General features: G+C 32.2%; 18 protein-coding genes. 8 read left to right on the plus strand and 10 right to left on the minus strand.

Going from position 1 to position 22,934, the window contains the following annotated elements:
- The first annotated feature begins 212 nt into the window (after nt 1–212).
- The 7 genes from FNB79_RS14665 (at nt 213) to FNB79_RS14695 (ending at nt 8,511) form a co-directional block, all read left to right on the plus strand.
- Nucleotides 213–1,673 carry an aldo/keto reductase gene (locus FNB79_RS14665; RefSeq protein ID WP_143382643.1) on the plus strand — a complete coding sequence of 487 codons (1,461 nt, stop codon included), beginning with the start codon at nt 213–215 and terminating at the stop codon, nt 1,671–1,673.
- Between the two features lie 47 nt (nt 1,674–1,720).
- Nucleotides 1,721–2,518, plus strand: coding sequence for an ATP-dependent sacrificial sulfur transferase LarE (gene larE / locus FNB79_RS14670; RefSeq protein WP_143382070.1), 798 nt, complete (start codon nt 1,721–1,723; stop codon nt 2,516–2,518).
- Nucleotides 2,511–3,173 (plus strand): nickel pincer cofactor biosynthesis protein LarB, encoded by a 663-nt coding sequence (gene larB, locus FNB79_RS14675; protein ID WP_143382071.1) that lies wholly within the window; start codon nt 2,511–2,513, stop codon nt 3,171–3,173. Before larE ends, larB begins: the two co-directional genes overlap by 8 nt.
- Nucleotides 3,170–4,486, plus strand: a complete 1,317-nt coding sequence (gene larC / locus FNB79_RS14680) for a nickel pincer cofactor biosynthesis protein LarC (protein WP_143382072.1) — start codon at nt 3,170–3,172, stop codon at nt 4,484–4,486. Before larB ends, larC begins: the two co-directional genes overlap by 4 nt.
- Before the next feature lie 13 nt (nt 4,487–4,499).
- Nucleotides 4,500–4,685: a hypothetical protein gene (locus FNB79_RS14685; RefSeq protein ID WP_143382073.1), complete on the plus strand. Its 186-nt coding sequence runs from the start codon at nt 4,500–4,502 to the stop codon at nt 4,683–4,685.
- A gap of 211 nt (nt 4,686–4,896) precedes the next feature.
- Nucleotides 4,897–6,192 carry a PQQ-dependent sugar dehydrogenase gene (locus tag FNB79_RS14690; RefSeq protein ID WP_143382074.1) on the plus strand — a complete coding sequence of 432 codons (1,296 nt, stop codon included), beginning with the start codon at nt 4,897–4,899 and terminating at the stop codon, nt 6,190–6,192.
- Between the two features lie 27 nt (nt 6,193–6,219).
- Nucleotides 6,220–8,511 carry a TonB-dependent receptor gene (locus tag FNB79_RS14695; protein WP_143382075.1) on the plus strand — a complete coding sequence of 764 codons (2,292 nt, stop codon included), beginning with the start codon at nt 6,220–6,222 and terminating at the stop codon, nt 8,509–8,511.
- Between the two features lie 94 nt (nt 8,512–8,605).
- Here FNB79_RS14695 and FNB79_RS14700 read toward each other — a convergent pair whose 3' ends face one another.
- The 4 genes from FNB79_RS14700 to FNB79_RS14710 form a co-directional block, all read right to left on the minus strand.
- On the minus strand, nt 8,606–10,678 hold the full coding sequence (locus FNB79_RS14700) for a hypothetical protein (protein WP_143382076.1): 2,073 nt from the start codon (nt 10,676–10,678) through the stop codon (nt 8,606–8,608).
- Between the two features lie 410 nt (nt 10,679–11,088).
- On the minus strand, nt 11,089–11,406 hold the full coding sequence (locus FNB79_RS14705; RefSeq protein WP_143382077.1) for a NifB/NifX family molybdenum-iron cluster-binding protein: 318 nt from the start codon (nt 11,404–11,406) through the stop codon (nt 11,089–11,091).
- Between the two features lie 3 nt (nt 11,407–11,409).
- Nucleotides 11,410–11,583, minus strand: a complete 174-nt coding sequence (locus FNB79_RS17285) for a DUF5320 domain-containing protein (RefSeq protein WP_185967783.1) — start codon at nt 11,581–11,583, stop codon at nt 11,410–11,412.
- A gap of 2 nt (nt 11,584–11,585) precedes the next feature.
- Nucleotides 11,586–11,993 (minus strand): DUF134 domain-containing protein, encoded by a 408-nt coding sequence (locus FNB79_RS14710; RefSeq protein ID WP_143382078.1) that lies wholly within the window; start codon nt 11,991–11,993, stop codon nt 11,586–11,588.
- A gap of 149 nt (nt 11,994–12,142) precedes the next feature.
- Here FNB79_RS14710 and FNB79_RS14715 point away from each other — a divergent pair, with 149 nt between their 5' ends.
- The gene (locus tag FNB79_RS14715) at nt 12,143–12,868 is read left to right on the plus strand and encodes a metallophosphoesterase family protein (RefSeq protein ID WP_143382079.1); all 726 of its coding nucleotides are present in this window, start codon (nt 12,143–12,145) and stop codon (nt 12,866–12,868) included.
- A gap of 79 nt (nt 12,869–12,947) precedes the next feature.
- Here the strand turns inward: FNB79_RS14715 and FNB79_RS14720 are convergent, their stop codons facing one another.
- From FNB79_RS14720 to chrA, 6 genes are all read right to left on the minus strand, one after another.
- Nucleotides 12,948–14,930, minus strand: a complete 1,983-nt coding sequence (locus FNB79_RS14720) for a hypothetical protein (RefSeq protein WP_143382080.1) — start codon at nt 14,928–14,930, stop codon at nt 12,948–12,950.
- Nucleotides 14,931–15,302: 372 nt separating this feature from the next.
- Nucleotides 15,303–17,231 (minus strand): glucosamine-6-phosphate deaminase, encoded by a 1,929-nt coding sequence (gene nagB / locus FNB79_RS14725; protein WP_143382081.1) that lies wholly within the window; start codon nt 17,229–17,231, stop codon nt 15,303–15,305.
- Nucleotides 17,232–17,270: 39 nt separating this feature from the next.
- Entirely contained in the window at nt 17,271–18,608 is a 1,338-nt protein-coding gene (locus FNB79_RS14730) for a sugar MFS transporter (protein ID WP_143382082.1), read from the minus strand.
- 55 nt (nt 18,609–18,663) lie between these two features.
- A complete protein-coding gene (locus FNB79_RS14735; RefSeq protein ID WP_143382083.1) occupies nt 18,664–20,637 on the minus strand; it encodes a beta-N-acetylhexosaminidase in 1,974 nt (657 codons plus the stop codon).
- Between the two features lie 21 nt (nt 20,638–20,658).
- Nucleotides 20,659–21,684 (minus strand): sulfotransferase family protein, encoded by a 1,026-nt coding sequence (locus FNB79_RS14740; RefSeq protein WP_143382084.1) that lies wholly within the window; start codon nt 21,682–21,684, stop codon nt 20,659–20,661.
- Nucleotides 21,681–22,928, minus strand: a complete 1,248-nt coding sequence (gene chrA, locus FNB79_RS14745) for a chromate efflux transporter (protein ID WP_143382085.1) — start codon at nt 22,926–22,928, stop codon at nt 21,681–21,683. The genes FNB79_RS14740 and chrA overlap by 4 nt, the downstream gene beginning before the upstream one ends.
- Nucleotides 22,929–22,934: the final 6 nt, after the last annotated feature.

Consider the following 22,934-nt stretch of genomic DNA (forward strand, 5'->3'; position numbering starts at 1 on the left):
AAACATATTACTATTGAGTTAAATATTTTTTCAAATGCGTTAAAAAAAGTTTTCAAAAATATCGAGATTACAGAAAATTTTTCCTACAAAAAAAGTAAGAATACAATTACAAGACAACAAAACCTTAAATTCATGTTAAAATACTTGTAATGATGTTAAAATAATTAATCTTAAACAATAGATTCTTTAACTTCAACAAAAAAAATTACGCTATGAAAAGTAAATATCCTGTTACTAGACGAGATTTTTTAAGACTCACAAGTACGGCAGCAGCTGGAGCTGTCATTCTTCCATTAGGAATGAGTTTTTCAGACTCAGCACCAGCACCAATGCTCAGACCTTTTGGCCGGATGAAAAATAAGGTCACAACATTAGGATTAGGAGGGCAAGCCTCTATACAATGGACGCCTGAAGATGTAGATCCTGTTTCTATAATAACGAAAGCTTTCGATTTAGGTATTAACTATTTCGACACCTCTAATGTTTATGACTTAAGCCAACTACATTATCACTCGGCGTTTGAAAAAATGAACTTAATTCCAGGAAAACCGAATTACGATAAAGAACTTAGAGAATCCATTACCATTACAAGTAAAACATTAATGCGATGGGGAAAACCAGGATGGGAAGAAGTTGAAAATGTAAGAAACAAATCTAATGGTGAAGATGTGCAAACTGCTGCAGATGATATTAGAAGAACCATGACTCAGCTTTTTGGTGATGGCAAAGGGAACTATCCAGAAGGTTCGTACGTAGATATTGTTTTAATTCATGCCTTAGAAGCTGTTGAAGAAAACGATATATTATATAAAGGTATTGAAACGCCAATTAAACCAGATGAAAACTTTGGAGCTTTAGTTGTTTTAAAAGATTTTAGAGATGGTACTAATTTTACAGGTACTAATCCTAAAAATGAAAAGTTATTAAAACATATTGGTTTTTCAGGTCATAAAAACCCTGAAGCCATGATTGATTTTATGCAACGTGATGAGTATGATTTACTTGATGCTTTATTAGTATCCATAAACTCTAACGATCATTTATATTTCAATATGCAACATAACGTTATTCCGCTTGCAAAAGCTAAAGGCATAGGTGTTATTGGTATGAAAGTTTTTGGTGCAGGAACCATGTATAAAGAAGTCCCAGGGTTTTCTAGAAGACCAGATCAAATCTACCGTAAGGTTGGTTCTCCAGAATTACCAAGTAACGAACTTATTGAATATGTATTAACCACACCTGGAGTAGATACGCTTATTATAGGAATTGGTCAAATAGATGATGATCCGTTAAAATGTCAATTAACACAAAATTATTACGGTGCGCAAGTAAAACCAGATGCTATGTCTCAAGAAAAACGACGTAGTATTGAAGCGAAAACAGCAAAAGCAGCTGGAGAACGCACAAATTTCTTTCAGTTAGACAATGTAGGTTTAACGCCTCCTAGAGACATAAAACAAGAAACTATAAACGGTAAAACAAAAATTACCTGGCAAACGGCTTACGCTGCTGCAGATGCTATTTCTCATTATGAAATTTTATTAGATGATACCGTAGTGGGTAAAGTAGAACATAGACCTCAAGTATTAAAGTCTAAACCGTTTACTTTTGTTACTCATGAAACAGGAAATTTTAAAGTTATTACTGTAGACAAAGCAGGACACAGAGCCTAATTTTTAACGTTTTAGGTATATTAATGCCTGATAAAAGACTAAAACTTATGTCTAAATTACCATTACTTATAAATTGGTTTAAAGACCATAAAGGTTCTGTTACGGCATTTTCTGGAGGTGTAGATTCGTCTTTAGTATTGTATGCTTCAAAGTTAGCATTAGGAGCTCAAGCTATTGGTTTAATTTCTAATTCTGAAAGTCTAAAAGCAAAAGATTTCGAAATCGCTACAAACTTTTGCCACACGCACGACATTACTCTAAGAGTGATTAAAACAGACGAATTAAACGACCCGAATTACACCGCTAATCCGGCAAATCGTTGTTTTTTCTGTAAAACGCACCTTTATGAAGCTATGGTAGATATTTTAAAAGCCGAATATCCAGATTATACCATTTTAAATGGAACCAATTTAGATGATTTAGGCGATTATCGTCCAGGTTTAGAAGCTGCAAAAAATCACGACATCCGTTCACCTTTAGCAGAATTAAATATTAATAAAAAAGAAGTGATAGCTATGGCTAGTGAATTAGGCTTAGAAACAGCTGCAAAACCACCAAGCCCATGCTTAAGTTCTAGAATTCCTTACGGAACGGCAGTAAATAGCACAAGACTAAAACAAATAGAGCAAGCTGAATATATTTTAAATCAATTCGGGTTTAACAACGTACGCGTAAGATATCTCGGAGAAGAGGCTTCTATAGAAGTTCCTGTTTCCGATTTATCTTCATTAGAGAGTCAGTTTGATGTTATTTCTAAAGAGATAAAAGCATTAGGGTTCTCTAAAGTACAAATAGACCAAGAGGGTTTTGTTTCAGGAAAATTAAATCGTGTATTAAATGGATAAAGCCTTTATTATAGATAAAGACAGGAAGCAACGTTTAGGCTTTGAAGAAGTGATTTATGGCGCTTCAAAAAGTACGGCATTGTTATCAGAATTATTAGAAGACTATTCTGAAAAAAATAAAAATGTATTAATTACTAAATTACAACAGGAGAAAGCAATAGTACTTTTAAACGTGTATCGTACCGCATTTTACGATGATGAATCAGGTATTTTTATGCTTTATCCAATAAATAAAATTGAAAACCACAACGCTAAAGTTGGTATTGTGTCTGCCGGAAGTTCGGATATTGGTGTGGCCAATGAAGCTTATTATACCTTAGAGTATATGGGTGTAAAATCGCACGTAATTCACGATGTTGGAGTCGCTGGTTTACATCGGTTGCTTTCAAAAATTGAACTATTAAAAACATTTGATATTTTAATTATTGTTGCTGGCTTTGAAGGTGCTCTACCAACAGTTGTTGGCGGACTCTTGCCTCAGCCCATAATTGCAGTACCAACCTCTGTAGGTTATGGCTCTGCTAAACATGGAGAAACGGCTTTACATGCCATGCTAACAAGTTGTGCAAACGGTATTACAGTAGTAAATATAGATAACGGTTATGGAGCAGCCATGAGTGCTTTTAGAATGTTGAAATTAGTAGAAAATCAATGAATACAATATATATAGAAGCGTTTTCAGGATTATCAGGAAATATGTTCCTGAGTGCTTTTAGCGCCTTGCTAGGCGATTATGAGGTACTACGCGATTTGCCTCAAAAGCTACATTTACCAGATGGTAAAATAGAAATTAAACAAGTAGACAAGAATGGTATAAATTGTCAATATGTAGAGGTGATAGATTTAAACCTTGGAAAAGAACCTGATCACGACCACTCACACTCCCACAGTCACGAGCACAATCACGATCATGGTCATACCCATAGTCACAACCACGCACATACTCATGCTCATAATCACAGTCATACACATAGTCATGATGACTCACATACTCACGAGCATAGCCACAGTCATGGTGCTCATAGACATTTAAGCGATATTCAGAAGATTATTGATCATGCGCACATAAGCGACAATGCTAAAAAAATTGCTCATGACATATTTTTAATGATTGGCCAAGCAGAATCTAAAATTCACGATATGCCTTTAGAAACCATTCATTTTCATGAAATTAGCGGTGTAGATTCTATTATAGATATTGTTGGGAATGCAGTTTTAATAGACCAATTAAATATTTCTAAAGTGTATTGTACACCAATTTGCACCGGATTTGGTATTGTAAAAACTCAGCATGGTATGTTGCCAGTTCCTGCTCCTGCTACTGCAGAATTGTTACAAGGCATGCCTATTTACCCTGGTACCGAAGAAGGTGAAAAAATTACACCAACTGGAGCTGCCATTTTAAAATATTTAAATCCCGATTTTAAAAGTACCGCTTATACTACTATTAAAACAGCTTATGGCCCTGGAAAAAAGAATTTCCACAATGCCAATGTGGTGCGTATTTCGTTACTTAAAAGTGAAGTTGAACAAGAAAAAGATACCTATTTACAACTAGAGGCCTCTATAGACGATATGTCTCCAGAATATTTAGGCGTTTCTTTTCAAGACGGCTTATTAGCGGCTGGAGCTGTAGACTTTAGTATTACACAACAACTTATGAAAAAGGGACGATTTGCATTTTTACTCAGCGTCATCCTGCCTAAATCTAATTTAACAGAAGTAGCCAACTATATTTTTAATTCAACCAGCACCATTGGTGTACGCTATTACAATATAGACCGTATTGAATTACCTAGAATACAAAAAACAAAACAAACTCCTTTTGGAGAGGTGTTAGTAAAAGAAAGCACGACACCTACACAACAGTTAAAAAGTAAACCTGAATTTGATGATGTAGAACGCCTTGCAAAAGCGAACAATCAGTCACCGTATCAGGTTTTAAATACTATTAATTCTAATTTTTAAAAACATAACAACTATGAAAACATTAGGCGTATTATTATTGACGATATGTAGTTCTCAATTTATATTAGCTCATCCTGGCGGACATCACACTCATGAAACATTTATGGGGGAATGGGCTTGGCTCATTATACCTTGTATTGCCATAGCAGCTATTGTTTGGAAATTTTCTAAAACAAAATCTAGTAAAACAGAAAATTAATACCCTTGCTATTTTTTTTCGCTTAAGTCTCTAAGCTTAAAAAACCATAAAACATCCTTGTCAATTTAAAATTGACAAGGATGTTTGTGTTTTAACTCCAACGCATTAATAACAAACAAACTACAATACAGAATGTTAAAATTATTTTAAAAAATCGATTGAGTTAAAAATCTGTAAATGAAAGCTTTATTTTCAAAAAAAAGCTATAATTATGACCTTACAAAAACCCTTATTACTCCTTTTTATTGTAACATGCTTCTTTGCCTGCAAAACCAAAGAAGAAAAAGAAATGGAAGTATCCGATACTCAAAAAGAAATTATATCAAACAAACCTGCAGATACTGTACAAACTGCTATTGGGCCACTAATTTTACCTAAGCCTTATGCTACAGAATCTGTTAGAAAAGAACATACGTTAGTAGATTGGCCTGAAGGGAAAATGCCACTAGCTCCTGAAGGATTTACTGTAACCAAACTAGCAGATGGATTTAAAAACCCAAGATGGACCTATATAGGACCTAACGGCGACATGTTTATTTGCGAAGCTAACACCAAAAACAGCGCTGGTTTAATCACTCTATTAAGAGATAAAAATAATGATGGTAAAATAGAATTAAGAGAAACATTTTTAGACGATTTAAAACAACCACTAGGCATGTTAATCATAGACAACTATTTTTATGTTGCCAATACAGATGGGCTTTATAAATATCCATATAACGTTGGACAAACAAAATTAAATCCAGAAAAAGGTAAAAAAATAGTCGACCTACCTGCTGGCGGTTATAATAATCATTGGACAAGAAATATTATTACTAATAAAGCTCAAGATAAAATTTACATTTCTGTAGGTTCTGCAAGTAATGTTGGTGAATATGGCATGGATGAAGAAAAACGTAGAGCCAATATTCTAGAAGTAGATTTAGATGGTACTAATGAAAAAATTTATGCTAGCGGATTAAGAAATCCTGTAGGTATGGACTGGAATCCTGTTAATGGCGAACTTTGGACCGCTGTTAATGAACGTGATGAAATTGGGGACAACCTAGTACCAGATTATGTTACAAGCGTAAAAGAAGGTGGTTTTTACGGTTGGCCTTATGCTTACTACGGACAAATTGAAGATCCAAGACAGAAAGGAAAAGCACCAGATCTTGTTGCAAAAACTATTATTCCTGACGTCTCGGTAGGATCGCATACAGCTTCTTTAGGATTAACATTTTATGATAAAGACAGTTTCCCTGACATCTATAAAAATGGCGCATTTGTAGGTCAACACGGGTCTTGGAACAGATCTGTACTTTCTGGTTACCGTGTGGTATATATTCCTTTTAAAGACGGTAAACCTAATGGTGAACCTCAAGATTTTCTTACTGGTTTTATTGCAGAGGACGACGATACTAAAGTTTACGGCAGACCTGTTTGTGTCACTGTAACACCACAAGGAGACTTATTAGTTAATGACGATGCCGGGAATACGGTTTGGAAAGTGAGCTATACTAAATAAAAATTATAAAACATAATTCATATATTTATGAGAAGTATACACTTTAAAACCATAATTGTATTTAGTTTTTTAGCATCCTTCAATTCTTTGCTAGCACAACAAATTAGTGGTTCAATATTAAATGTATCAGAACACCCCATTGCAAATGCATTTATAATTTATAATAATACAACGATTTCAGAAACAAATGCTAATGGTGTTTTTAAACTCCCAGAGAACTTAAAATTACCTATAAAATTAAAAATTAGTCATCCCGATTATTATATAAAATCTGTTACTTTAAAAACGAATAAAAGTATATTTAAACTTTTAGCATTAGAACAAACTCAAGATTTAGATGCCGTAATCATTTCATCTAGCTATCAAAAAGAGAGTAAAGTTATTGTACCCACAACAAAGATATCGTCTCAAAAAATTGACACTTATAGCCCTATCGATTTGGTTTCTAGTATAAACGAAACGCCTGGCGTATTTATACAAAGTGGTGCATTAAATACCAATAGAATTGTAATTCGTGGTGTAGGTTCTAGGACGCTTTATGGCACAAATAAAATAAGAGCTTACTTTAACGGTATTCCCATCACTAACGGAACCGGAGAAACAGCTATTGATGCTTTTGACCCTGAAGATATAGCAAATTTAGAAATTGTTAAAGGCCCTAAAGCAACGCAATATGGTACTAATTTGGGAGGCACATTATTACTTAATTCCAAACAAGCTTTAGAAGGCGAAACATTTTTAAAAACAAACCTGACAGTTGGAAGTTTTGGATTGTTAAAAAATAATGTTTCATTAGCGACAACATCTAATAAACTCGCTATTAATTTCAATTACGATCATCTAAAATCTGATGGATTTCGAGATAATAGTAATTATAAGAGACATACTGCATTATTAACAACAAATTATAAATTTAACGAAAAAAATGAACTTGGATTCTTAATAAATTACACCGATTATTTTGCAGAAATTCCAAGTTCTATTGGTCAAACGGCATTTCATGAAGACCCTTCTCAAGCAGCATATACTTGGGATGCTGCTCAAGGTTACGAAGACAATAAACAAGTTTTAATAGGTTTAAATTATACGCATCGTTTTTCCGACAACTTTAGTAATACCACAGCTGTATTTTATAGTTATTTAGACCATTACGAACCTAGACCCTTTAATATTTTAGATGAATTTACTAATGGATATGGGGCTAGAACACTTTTTGCTAAAGATTTTAAATTTTTAAACCAAAATGCTAATCTTAGTTTTGGTGGTGAGATATATACAGATGAATACAATTGGAAAACTATTGAAAATTTATACGAAAACAATAATGGAAACGGTAGTTTAGAAGGTAATTTACTTAGTGACAATATTGAAAACAGACAAAATCTTAATGTTTTTGCTACAACCACATTACCTATTACAAATAAGTTAAAAGCTCAAATCGGGCTTAATATAAATGCTACCAATTACGAGTTTACTGATGCATTTAAAACGGGAGAAAACAATAAAGATGCAGACAGAAATTTCGATCCTATTGTGGCTCCAAATTTAAATATTGTCTATCAATTTGTTCCTAATATAAGTGCTTATGCAAATGTAAGTAAAGGATTTAATTACCCGTCTATAGAAGAGACTCTTACACCCGAAGGAGTAATTAATCCCGAATTAGGACCAGAAACCGGAATTAATTATGAAATTGGGAGCGAACTCTTCCTCGTTCAGAGTAAGTTACACATACAACTGTCTGCCTACCTATTAGATATAGACAATTTACTTGTTGCAGATCGTGTTGGCGAAGATCAATATATTGGAAGAAATGCTGGTAATACAGAGCACAAAGGAATTGAACTTTCTGCTTCTTATACAGAAATGTTTAATTCGGGTTTTGTTTTAGCACCGTACATAAATGCAGAAATTACTGATCATAAATTTATAGAATTTGTAGATAATGAAACCGATTATTCGGGTAATGAACTTACTGGTGTTCCAGACCATAAATTTAATGGAGGATTACAGTTAGGATACAAAAACTTTAATTTAAACACTAATTTTTTATATGTAGGAGACATGCCTTTAAATGATGCTAATACGCTTTATTCTGAAGAGTATACAATTTTAAACGCCAAACTAGCCTATAAAAATACTATAACATCACATTTTACTATAGAAGTTAATGCTGGTATAAATAATATTTCAAATAAAGACTACGCATCTTCTGTATTAATAAATGCTGTTGGGTTTGGAGATTCAGAACCAAGATATTATTACCCTGGACAACCACGAAATTGGTACAGTGGCTTTAAAATAAGTTATAATATATAAAATTTATTGTACTAGATTTTAAATTAAAAACCTCAATTACACTTTATATTTAATGTAATTGAGGTTTATATTTATTTTAATAATATTAATGAGTTTAATCTAGTAAATCAGGCTGACTTAAAATTAATTCAATTTTCTTAATGATTACAGTGATTTGACTCATTTGAATTTCAATATTTCTGAAATACAAACTAATATCTCGATTCACCCAACTTTCTGAAATCACACGAGCTCCCAAACTAATTCTTAAAATTGCACTCGGTATATTATTAGCATATTTTACATTTACAGCTTGACCAATATGGCATTTTTGTGCTGCAAGTCCAATAGTTTCTAAAGGCGAATCTTTAAACTGTTCAGATAAATCTGAGTTTAATAGTGTATATAATTTTTTAACCTTATCTATAGGTAAAGGCTCATTATCTTTTAATATAAAGAAAGGAAAAATGGTACGGATATTTCTAATTCCAAACTCTTCGTTATCATAACTTTTAGATTTAGACTCGTTGCCATATATAGGTTGCAAGAAGCTCGCTTCTTTTATAGAATCTTCTACAAAATTACAAAACATTTCAATTCCCATATTTCTATACAATACAGGAGTTTTAAAATATCTATCCATTTCTACCATGGCAGCGTTCCAACGCATATAAGATCCGTAATTAAATCCGCTAGGTAAATCTGCAGCACAAAACCAAGATGTTGGCCAGTCTGAATGATTGTAATATTGAGTTAAACCAACTGGCAATTTGGTTTTAACAGCATGTATTGCATCGCTTACTTCTTTAGGAAAAATTAAAGCTCCTGAATATGGAGGGCCAGTAAAATATTTACTTCCTGTAATGGTTACAATGTATCCTTTGTTTAAATAGTTTTTAACGTCTTTAGGGTCTAATCGTAACTGCGAAGCATCTACTATAATTTGCATAGATAGACCTTCTAAAGCATTTAATTTCTGTATTAATTCATCACTTGGAGATTGATACCCTAATTTAGACTGATCCATAGTGTGTAGCACTACGTGTCTGCCTAATTTATGATTTTCGGAAACAGCTTTATACACTTCCTGATCTAAAGCTTCAGTTGATTTTAGTGCACCATTCTCATCTCTAAAAGTTATTTTAATAACATCTACATCTCTAAATCCTTCAATATTATCTCCTTTTTTAATAGGAATATTTAAAGCCGTAGTATTCTCAAAATGACATCCCTTTAATGCTCCCGGAACGCCACTACCCGTTTCGTCTGATGCGACCAAAACGTGTGTAATTTCTTTAGCTGTTGTAATTTGTGTTATACCTGCCAATTGAAGCGAAGAATCTGTCCCAGATGGTGAAAAGATTATTTCACAGCCATCATATAACTTAAATATTTTTCTTAAATTATTTTTAAGTAATTCCGCAAAATCTAAGGTCGTTTTTTCAAAACCATATTTTAAACTGTTACCAATTAGTATGTTTCTTACTTTATCTGTTTTGTCAAAAGCAAAATTAGACACACTTGTAGCTGTAGACGATGCGAAAGTGAAGGCTTCTGGTCTAGGAAATGGACGACAACCATATTTATTAAGTAAACCTACTTCATCAATATTTAACCTTAAATCTCCGCCAGACATTAATAAATACTCTGTTGGCATCGCTAAATTTTCTACAATTGGCGTCCAAGAAGGTTTAAATGTTATACTTGTATTCTCTAACCCGTGAATAGTTTGTAATGGACTATATTTAGACGTAGAAGTTGTATCTATATCTGCTTCACTCTTAATAAAATCTAATAATGTAAAACTTAAAGGTTCTAATTTTTCTTTATCATCTTTAGGTAATAGCTTGTAAAATATACTTGTTACTTTAAGTGCAGCAATATCACATAAAAGTGTATCTTCTTTATTTTCTCCTAAAGCTTTGTACCACAATTGCCATTCTATACCATATCTTAAATAGACTAATGCTAAAACAGGTTTATTTAAAAAAGAAGTACCAATTATAATGGCTTTATTTGGTATAATTTTAAATACATCAGACTCTTTATTAGAGGTGATAATATTTATATTATTAATTTTTGGCACTGTATTAAATCGTTTTAAAACACGAACTAAGTAGTTCACATTTTCTTTTTCAAATAAGCTTGTTCTTTTATATTGATTTTCTATCAGTATGTTATTAGTCATAGGTTTTAATTTAGAACGTTTATACAACGTTATGCACTTATAAAATTAGTTTGTAGATGTTATTAATCTGTATATATTCTGGGGTTTTGTTATATTTTATTTTTCAATACTTAACACTTCTTAAAAAAAGCAACAAAAATAGAAAACGTGTTACAATATGAAGTATAATTTTCATATAAGTCACTGATTTATTTTAATTTTTTTTCAATTTATGTTGATTTGTATTCTTTTTTAAGTAAAAGACAACTTTTACATTAAGTTTAACACATATTATTATAATCTAACTTACGAAATAACTTTCACATTAAAATTTTAATTTATGAATAGATAATTTAAAAGTTTTGTTTAACATATCTTGATTTTAACACGTTTTAGATCTAATCATTTCTTCCTTACAATTCGTATATTTTCTAACACTTATATTCTAAAAATGTTAGTACAACACCTGAAGAATTTCCAGAGCATCCAGAAACAACTTTTATACCAACTTCATCACATTTTTTAGAGGCTTGATCTCCTATACGGTCGGAAAGTAAATAACGTACTCCCATTTTGGCTAAAACATTGAAAATATCAGATTTACAAGCTCTTTTGTAATTAGCTTCTAAAAGTTGGATGTCTAAAACCTCATTCTGATTTGAAAACACATAGATTTCGTAAAACTTGCTTCTTCCAAAATGATGCGCTAATTTATTATCTTCTGTTATAGGTATGGCAATCTTTCTCATATCTTAAGATTTTAATCGTACTATCTTGTCTGTGTTTAACTTTTTTCGTCTGCCTTGACAATACGGTCTGTGCCCTGAGACAGACTGGCCATCAGAAATACCCTTTTTACATAATCCCAATTGCATTCCTGTTTTAGTTCCTAAACCTTCAGGGCCCGTTCCATCTAAACTTGGCATAATTATATGTTTAAATTTATCAACTCTTCTTGATCTAAGGGTGGACAATCCCCACATTTAGATGTGTCTTCATCACTATCTATTAATTTAAAACAACGTTTACATTTAAACCAATCTTTATTAAATTCAAACGTTCCACCATCTATAATAATAGATTTGCCTTCAACAAAAGCTTGTCCTACTTTTTGCAATGCACTATTATAGATACGCGTTAATGTAGGTCTTGACACTTCCATTTTATCTGCTGCAGTCTCTTGAGGTAAGGCATCGTAAATCACCAGTTTAATGGTTTCAAACTCCTCATATTTCATTATAATTTGATCTGAATCACAAAATGAAATACCAAAAGGTTTAAAACCTTGCATTTTTGGAGGATGATTTACTTTCCTTTTTTTTCTTGGACGTGGCATAATAATTACTTTAATACAAAAGTAATGAACTTACGTTCATAATACAATGTTTACTACAAAAAATAACTGTCATTTTATTTAAATCTTTAGATTGATAATTTTACATTTGAATTTCATGAAATAACTTGTATTAACACAAACTTTATAGTATGAAAATTGCTTTCTTTTCAGATATACATGCTAATTTACCGGCTTTAGAATCTTTTTTTAAAGACGTTGAAACAGAACAAGTTGATGCCATTTATTGCCTAGGAGATTTAGTAGGTTATAATGTTTGGCCAAACGAAGTGGTTGAAACCATAAGAAAACGACATATTCCTACTATTATGGGAAACCATGATGAAGCTTTGTTAAAACCTGCTGTAAAAGAAGACAAACCATCTAATAAAGGCTTAACTAGAACCCTAATAACAGAATCCAACAGAAAGTATTTAATTAATTTACCAAGACACTTAAACCTCTGTTTCCAAACAAATAATAAACCGTTTAATGTATTAATGACGCATGGAAGTATGAAAGCCATAAACGATTATATGGTTGTAGACTATCCAGAGCAAGACGTTTTAGATATGATGCATGCACAGCAAGCAGACGTTCTTTTATGCGGACATACGCATAAACCTTTTCATCGTGTTATAAAAAATAACAAAACATTTAAACATGTTATAAATATTGGTTCTGTAGGAAAACCTAAAGATGGAGATGCAAGACTTTGTTATGCCATTGTTACCCTTAATCAAGATACCGCTTCAAACTCAGAAATTCTAGATGTAACTTTTAAACGTGTTACATATGATGTAGAGAAAGCGGCTAAAGCTGTTGAAGATAGTGATTTTGATAATGCCTTTGCAGATGCGTTACGTATTGCCAAATAACCTTTTTCAATAAAAACACTGTCAATAAAACCTAATAATAATTTAAAACTTTTAATGACAAAAATATATTTATAAAATATTAGTCTAAATATTTAGAATCAATCTCCTTTTGTCTTTTAGTGCTTACCTTAAATTTTAAAGCGTATCTATTAAGAATTTTACGCTCTTTATCAGATATTTTACCATCTTCAACAATATCTTTTAACTCTTCTATATATAATTTCTCGTTTTCAGAATAGTTAGATAACAATACCTCGTCTTCAATTGCTAATGCATCTGCTTTTGTAATGCCTAATTTTTTTATTTTTCGATTTAAAATCTTACGTTCAGATACATCTATTATCCCATCATCCTCAATCATAAACAATACTTCTTCTTTATATTTTTCAAGATTGATTTTATAATCATTATCTTTTAAATTAGAATTAATTGGTGTTGGGTTTTCTAACTTTTCTTTCGAACTTGGCAACTTATCAAGCGCTTCAAAATGTATTTTAAATATCCATTCTATAGTTTTAAAAGACGTTTTATTAAAAGATGATTTTTTATTAAACTTCTCTCCTGCTTTAGGTAAAACTAATTTTAATTCTTCATTTAGCTTTTTTAAATCGTCTGAAGACATTTGTGAAGTTGCTATACTAGAAATAAGCTCTGAGTGTGATATAATTCCTGTATACATTCGTAAATCGACCAATTTTTGCCAATTTACATCTGAATGATACCAAACCAAACTATTAGGAAGTATTGGCGCTTGTGTTGGATTAAAATCGTATTGTTGGTTTTGTATTTTTATAGTTCCATCGTCGTTAGGACCTGTTGTTAATTCTAACTGAGTAGCTCCTAAACCTTGTACTAAATAAATAAATTCTTCTACACGTTCTAAAAATAAAATTTCTGTATAGCTGCGTAACGGTAAATATAAATCCTGTTTAAATGGATGGCAAATGTAAACCTCGTTATTACGTGGGTGTCCCTCTAAAAAATTAATTGAAATTGGTAAACTATTTTTCTTAAGTACTACAATATCATTAGACGTTGTGGCATAAATATCTTCAGATACAAAAACAAGTTTTCTTTCTTGATAAGGAATTTTTAAAAACTTCTTTTTTAGTTTGGTGTAAACTTCTTCTTTCTTTGTTTTTACTCCTTTTTTATAACCTTGATTTTCATAGTTTTCTTCGCTAATTGCAAAGCAATTTATAGCCGGAATATATTTTTTTTGTTTGAATAATAGTTCTCCTTTTAACTCATAAGTATAAGATTCGATTTCTCCGCGTTCTTTATATAAATTAATATAATTATTAATAGTATCTAAAGCGTCGTCTAACCTTCCCATACTTCGTAAACCAAAAGTTTTATTGAAATAATAAAAAGAAGAATCGTCTAAATCTAAATCATTTATATTATAATACTTACTAAACTCATCTAAAGCATTTACTCCAGACTCATAATCTTCTTCATTAAATAATCTTTCAATAGTAGATTGTAATTCGGCGTGTTTATCGATATAAGCATTTTTATACACTATAATCTCACTTAACATTTTTAATATACTTTTAGCTGCCTCTATATTACTAGTACCAAATCTATTTATATTTACATCATGGTGACCTGAGTTATTTTTAACATGAAACCTAAAAAAATAAAAGGAATCTTCTGTAGTATTTTCTAATAACTCTACTCGATCTATTGTATCCCACGAAAATGATGTAGCTGAATCTTTAAATACGTTAGAGGCCGTATTCTCTTCACGGCATAATGCCATTAATCCGGAATCTAAAATAATAGTTGATCTGTAATAATTATGCTCTACTTTTACTGTTTTTTCATCCTTAATTTCAGATAATTCATGTTTAAAAATCACCAAAAAATCATCGCTAGGCGTAATTATACCTCCAGATAATTTTAATGCATTGTTAAATTTATCTAATAAAGGTATAAATTCATTTTCATCTAAACCTAAACCATTATCACTCTGAATATAAACTGATCCAGAAAAATTTTGTTTAATCACATTTTCAGACCCTAGATTTGTATTAATGATTTGTAATATCTTACGCATGACTTTTTTAATTTTTCAGTTTAAAATCTTTTATAAACGCTTAAAAAACTTCTAAACTAAACACTTTCTATTCTATATAATTTCTCAGATTTTAAGCCAGAGTTATATTTATAATGTATTTTGAACACATTTAATTTAAAATTGAAACAACTCCATTTTCAACAAAATTAATATTGAAATATAGCTTTTTAATTGGTTACGCAAATGTAAATAATAATTAGATTGGAAGATGTTATATTAACTATAATATAGAAGATTACTTTAAATTTTACACTAAGTTTATCATGGCTAAAATGCATGTAAAAAATAAAAGCTTACAGAATAATGTAAGCCTTTATTGAAAAATTTAATATTTTAATTTACGATTTATTTTTAAAAATGCCATCTCACAAAGGCTTCCATAGCTGCGTAATGTGCTAAACCTAATTGATGATAAATCTCTGCAGTTTCTCGGTTTCTATCTTCTGCACGTTGCCAGAATTCTCTGCTGTCTGATCCCTGAAACACCACACCATCCTTTTGCGATTGATGCTTAAATATTCCATGGCGCTTTTCTAACACTTGATCCGGACTCATTGGTACTGCCATCTCTATCTCATCTACATTCCACTCTTGCCATGCCCCTCGGTATAACCAAACCCAACAGTCTTTCATATACTTTTTTGGTTTTAGGGCTTTTACGGCTGTAAATATGGCGTCTAAACACACTTTATGGGTCCCATGTGGATCGGCTAAATCGCCCGCTGCATAAATTTGATGTGGCTTTATCTTATCGATTAAAGCCATCGTTATCTCTATATCGTCCTCGCCTAAAGGTTTCTTTTCTATGGCTCCTGTTTCATAGAATGGCATTTCCATAAAATGGATGTGAGCATCTGGTAAGCCTATAAATTTTGCTGCGGCATGCGCTTCTCCTTTTCGTATTAATCCTTTTATATAGCGTACTTCCGGAATGTCTATCTCACTCCCTTTTTTATTCTCTAAAAACGCTATGGCTTTTTTATAAATGTTTTCTGCTTCTGTACTTTCTATGCCAAATTTAGCATTGTAATCGCATACAAAACCTGCAAATCGTAAGGCTTCATCGTCCGATACTGCTATGTTTCCTGAGGTTTGATACCCAATATGCACCTCGTGGCCTTGTTCTTGTAATCGTTTAAAGGTCCCTCCCATACTGATTACATCGTCATCTGGATGTGGACTAAATATTAGTACCCGTTTCTTAGCTGGCTCTGCGCGTTCGGGGCGTTTAGAATCATCGGCATTAGGTTTTCCTCCAGGCCATCCGGTTATGGTGTTTTGCAACCTGTTAAAAATCTTGATGTTTATATCGTAGGCTGGTCCAGAATCGGCTAATAAATCGCTCATTCCGTTTTCTATATAATCGGCATCGGTTAACATTAAAATCGGTTTCTTTAAATGTAATGCTAAACCTAATACAGCCTTTCTTACTAACTTATCCGTCCATTCTATTTTTTCTACCAACCAAGGTGTGTTTACTCGTGTTAGTTTGGAAGACGATTCTTTGTCTAATACAAAGGTTACATTATCGTGCTCTTGTAAAAAAGAAGCTGGTACCAAGTTAGTTACTTGACCTTCTACAGATTGTTTTATAATGTTAGATTTCCCTTCGCCCCAAGCCATTAATATGACGCGTTGGGCTTCCATAATCTTTTTAACACCTAATGTAATGGCTGTTCTTGGGGTGTTGTTTAATCCTAAAAAATCGCTGCTGGCTGCAACTCTGGTAATGTGGTCTAAGGCGACTAATCGCGTTTTTGAGTTTTGTAGTGATCCCGATTCGTTAAAACCAATATGGCCGTTTCCTCCAATTCCCAATATTTGTAAATCTATTCCGCCTAAAGCTTCTATTTTTGACTCGTAAGCATCGCAATAATCTGCAATCTCTTCTTTGTCTAATGTTCCATCTGGAATGTGACAGTTTTCTGGTAAAATATCGACATGATTAAACAGTAACTCGTTCATAAATCGTACATAACTGTTTACAGAGTCTGGCTCCATAGGATAGTATTCATCCAAGTTAAAAGAAATTACATTCTTAAAACTTAAGCCTTCTTCTTTGTGTAAACGTACCAATTCTGCATATAAGCCTTTGGGTGAAGAGCCTGTGGCTAATCCTAATATACAAGGCTGTTTCTGTGAGGCTTTTACTTGGATTAATTCGGCGATTTCCTTAGCTACAGCTTTAGACCCTGAATTTGAATCTTCATAAACAACTGTCCCGATGTTCTCGAAGCGCTTTTCAAATCCTGTCGCTTTGTCTATACTACTTTTTAGCATAATCTTTTATTTTTTGTGTTTGTATTTTTATTAAACAGTCTATGATTTTCTCCAACTTTTAAACTTATGTCCCCATATTGCAAAAAATAAGATGAATGCATAACAGGGGATTAAAATCCAATAACTACTGGTGGCGGCTTGTGCGATTGCCTCTGACTCTGATAAGCCTTCTGATAGTAATGATACGTTATTCAGATCAACCAGTTTTCCATATAATGGCGGAATCACTGCGCCTCCTGAAATAGCCATAACCAATAAGGCTGATGCCGTTTTTGTAAACTTCCCTAAGCCATCTAAGGTTAGAGGCCAAACGGCGGGCCAAACCAAGGCATTTGAAATACCTAAGGCTGCCACAAATAGTACTGAGGTTAGTCCTGAGGTTAATATAATGCAACAGCTAAATACGATTCCTAAAATGGCACTTATAACTAATGCCTTATGCTGCTTTAAATATTTTGGAATTAAAACAACGCCTAAACCATAGGTTAATACCATAGCCAAGAGTGTGAAGGTAGTGAAGAATTTCGCTTCCTCTGAAGAAAACCCTAGTGAAATCCCATAAGATATTATTGTATCTCCTGCAATAACTTCTGCGCCTACATAAAAAAACAAGGTTAGTACTCCTAACCATAGATGTGGATACTGAAATACACTCGTTTTTGCTGCCGTTGTTGCAGAAGTTTCTTCTGGTGTTTCTGGCTCTTCTAAATTTGGAAGCGGTGCTTTTCGTATTAAAAACCCTAAAACCAATAACACAATAGCCATGACTATATATGGAGTAACAACACTATCGGCCATAGTATTTAATAATGTTTCTTTTTCTGCTTCCGAGACGAATGCCAGTTTATCTTTTACGCCATCTATACCAGATAATAACAAGGCACCAAAAATTAAAGAGCCTAATGCGCCTGCCACTTTATTGGCGATTCCCATTATGGCTATACGCTTGGCTGCACTTTCTATAGGTCCTAAAATAGTAATGTAAGGATTAGAAGCCGTTTGTAAGAGTGTCATCCCTAAACCTTGTATAAAAATACCTGTTAAAAACACCCAATAGGTACGGGCTTCGGCTGCGGGTATAAAGATTAAAGCTCCAAAAGCCATAACAAATAACCCTAATGACATCCCCTTTTTATACCCTACTTTATTTATTATATAGGAAGCTGGAAGTGCCATAACTACAAATGAAATATATGAGGCTGATGCCACTAAATAAGATTGCGCATCGGTGAGCTCGTTTATCGTTTTCATAAATGGAATTAAGGCGCCATTAATCCAGGTTACAAAACCAAAAATGAAAAATAAGCCCGCAATTATAGCTATGGCGATATGATTGGTTTGGGGTTTTGGTGCAATTGCTTCTGTTTTGTTTTGCATAGGTTTATTATAAGATTAAGATAGATGGTACGAGTACGAACTGGTTATTATTTTTTTAAATATCTAAGCATTTTTCAGCTTTAAAAGCAACCTGCATATCTTTAGAATGCACATCTATTTTATAATTTTTTTCTGGTGTTAGATACTTACAAGATTGAGTAGATAAAATTTTAATATGATTATCCCAACTGCCATCTGGAGACTTTAATAATATAAAAGATAGCGTGCTGTTTTTAGGAACTAATTTTGTTCCTGTATAAATTCCATTATAATCAGAATCTGTTAAACTTACACTATCTGCGTGCCAATATTCTTCTGCTCCTGTATTAACATTTTTAAAAGTTCCTGAAAGGGTTAACATTTCGCGTCCGCCTTCTAGTTCTTTTAAAAACGGAGAGTCATTCATATCCACACTAAATGTTATAGTTACGTAATCATCATTTTTAATGTTTTTAGTATAATAAGGCGTATTTTCCCAGTTTTGTTTTACAGTTTGAAGATTGGTTTGAAATCTTCTAAAATCTTTCTGTTCTGTCTGTGTCCATCCTACTTCTGCATAGGCAGCAAGTCTTGGAAATACTTGTCTATACATATCTTCTTGAGTTGGCACCCACTCACTCCACATTTGGCAACCTAACCCTAGAACTTGAGATTCCAAATTTTTGTCAATTCCTTCTGGAATTGGAGAAAAACTATATGCTTTTTCAAGTGAAATGGAATTATAATCATAATCTAGATACGTATAATTGTGCTGAGAATTAACAACCTCATGACCTTTTGTAAGCGCAGAAACCATTAACTCTTGACTCCCTTTCCAAAAATGAATTATAGCACTTTGAGCTAATTTTTCGTTATTTTCTTTTTTAGTTTCCTCTACATTATAATGATGCAGATTTTCACCTAAGATATCATTCCAACCCATCATTCTATAACCTTTACTTTCAATAAATTTAGACATACTATTAGTGAAAGCTATTTGAATATCCGGATAAGATTTAATGTTATTATCTTTCATCCATTCAGTAACTTGTTCACTTTCTTTCCATTGATCAAACTTAACCTCATCACCACCAATATGTACAATTTTACTAGGGAACAAATCAATTACCTCTTGCAATACATCTTCTAGAAATGTTTTTACTTTAGGATCTGTAACATTAAATATATTTGGTAATATTCCAAAAGTGACTGAGACATCTATTGGTTTATCTACTGTTCCTAACCAAGGATATGCAGCAATCGCAGCCGTGGCATGACCTGGCATTTCTATTTCAGGAATAATGGTAATGTGTTTTTTTGCGGCATAAGCAATAACTTCTTTTATATCTTCTTGTGTATAAAATCCTGAATGTGGTTTTCCTGTTCGTTTATCACTTTTAACTCCATTAATTTGAGTATCATTCCTGTAACTCCCAATTTGAGTTAATAGAGGGTATTTTTTTATTTCTATTCTCCAGCCTTGATCGTCTGTTAAATGCCAATGAAAAACATTCATCTTTAAAAGAGCCATTTGATCTAACATATCGAAAACAACTTCTTTGCCTTTAAAATGTCTAGATTCGTCTAACATAAATGCACGCCATTTAAATTTCGGATTATCTTGAATAGAAACCTGAGGGAAAGACATACCTGATGCTGAACGGTCTAATTGTAGTTGTTTTAAAGTTTGTATTCCGAAAAATATTCCTGCTGGATTTGCGGCAGTTATAGTTATTTTTTTATCGGTTATATCTAATTTATATCCTTCTTTTCCGTTTTCTTTTAAAGTGTGTTCTGCTAAAACTAACTCTATATTAAAATCTTTAGACTGAGTTGTAGTTGGTTTTAACCCTTTAGTTTTAATAAATTTACTCAACTCATTAAACTCACTATTTAAAGCGTTATCGTACTTAACTTTTATGGTATTAAATGTTACTTCTCCGCTATGAAGAGTAACAGTATTGGGATAAGGAATTAAGTTTAATTGCGCAATCATTTTTGAACTCGTTACAAAAAACACAATTGCTATTGCTATTACTTTTATATTCATTTTTTAATATGCTTATATGATTTATATGTTTGCTACCTGAAGCGTACCTCTATTTTGTATCTCTTTTAATAATTGTAATTGTGGTTGCTTTCTAGAGATATCTCTAGTATTGGCCATAGACAATACAGTTTGTTTTAAAATTTCGTTTTCTTGATGAAATGCTTCAATATCATCTTCTGTAATGAGTTTATAAAAACCATCTGTGTATAAAGAATAATTTAACTGTGATAAAGTTGTTCCTGCAATACTTTCAAAAAGTAAAATATCAGGAGACTTCATCTCTGTTAAAAATTTATTGCAATTATGTGTTAAAATAGGTTGGGATACATTTTTCCACATTTTACCAGAAGCAGCTGTTTTTAAAGACTCTTCTGACTGGTAATAATTAAGCATTGCGGTATTAAACGGTATATTTAAAAATGTGCAAAGTTCTTGTAATACGACTTTAGGTTTTGTGATAAGGTCTTCATAACACAATGAAAAAAACCGGTTAGGTGCAACACTATGTTTTAATTTTAAACACAATTCTTGCTCTGTTTTCCATTTTTTTGCTAAGTGGTAAGTATGTTTAGGGCCAACAATTGCGTTTTTAAAAGAAAGTGCTACATCTCTCCCATCTCTATACAAGTGTATATATATAGGTTTAATATTTGAAGCTTCTAAAACATCTATATAATTAATATTTGCCATGCTCTTACAGCACCAATAATTTGCCTTAGCGTGTGTGGCTTTTAAATTATATATAACTTTAAAAACCTCTAACAACGTATTTGTTTCACACTGTTTTCTAATCGCTTTTCTATCTAAAGTGAAACCTTGCCAAGGCACGGGATTAAATTCAATTAATTTACATACATCGTCTATTAATTTTAAAAAATTTAATTCGATGTTTAAATTACCGTATGTTGCTAATAATGGATAAAATCGCTGAAGTATATGCGGCGGATGTGGTGCATCAATAGCTTCAATCTGATTTAGCATGACACGTAATAAATTAGACCCTGACCTTTGAGTTCCTATAATTTGTATGGCTTTATTTTTTATCATATTTCTAAAAAAAAGTTATAAAATAGTATGCCTGAAATTCCAGAAATAGGAATTAAATAAATGACATCTATTTTGTAATTAATGGATGCTACTAATACAATTAAAAAGATAATTACTGAAAAATAATTCACTGGATAGCTTTTACTAATCGTATAAGCCGCTGCTAGAATCATGCCTATAACTGCAGGCCTTAAACCTTTAAAAGCAGCTTTAACAATAGGCGTGTTTTTTATTTTATTTATAAATTCTGAAAAGAGAATCATAATACATGCGGGAGGGATAAACACTGCTAAAGTTGCAGTGATTGCACCTATAAATCCCCCTACTTTATAGCCTATAAATGTGGCACTAATAAAAATAGGACCTGGCGTTAACTGCCCTAGTGCTATTGCGTCTACAAATTCTTTATTGGATAGCCATTGCAAACCATCAACAATAATTTCTTGCATAGCTGGGATAATAACATAACCGCCACCAAATAACGTAACACTAATACTAGAAAAAGTAATCATTAACTCTTTGGTGATAATAACACTGTCGTAAACATCTCCTGTTGTAACTGATGGTAGCACAACACCAATACATAGCGATATAATAATAAGTACTAGAATAAAGTACTTAAAGGCGTGTTTATACTCTACCTTAAGGGGTATTATAATGGGTTCTGGTTTAAGTGTATGTTTATAAATTAAGACGCCTACTACACCACTACTTGCAATAATTATTACAGGGATAAAAACAGATTTTACAGATAAAATAGCAGCAATTGCTAAAAGACTAATTAAAACCTGTTTATAATCTTTAATATGCTTTTTAGACATATTAAATGCCACGGCTACAATTATTGCAGAAACTGCAGGTAATACACCTTTAAAAAAATTATTAAGTAGTGTAAGTTGTCCGTATTCAAGGTATAAATATGATAGTATTATCATGAATATAAATGATGGTAATAAAATAGCAAGCATACTAATTAATGCGCCTTTTAAACCTCTTAATGTATACCCTATATATGCAATAACATTAAAAGCCATAGGTCCCGGTAACACTGAAGCAATTGATATTGCATCTAAAAGTAAATGGTCTTCAATAACAGGTTTCTTTTTTACAAGTTCTTTTTGAACTACAGATACTAAAGCCATAAACCCTCCAAAAGATGTTGCACCAATTTTAACAAACGACCAAAACAAAAAAGACAAAGTCACATCGTTGAAGGGTATGTTTTTATGATCTGATTTTACCATTATTTT

It is taken from the genome of Formosa sediminum, from assembly GCF_007197735.1.
Classification (GTDB): Bacteria; Bacteroidota; Bacteroidia; order Flavobacteriales; family Flavobacteriaceae; genus Formosa; species Formosa sediminum.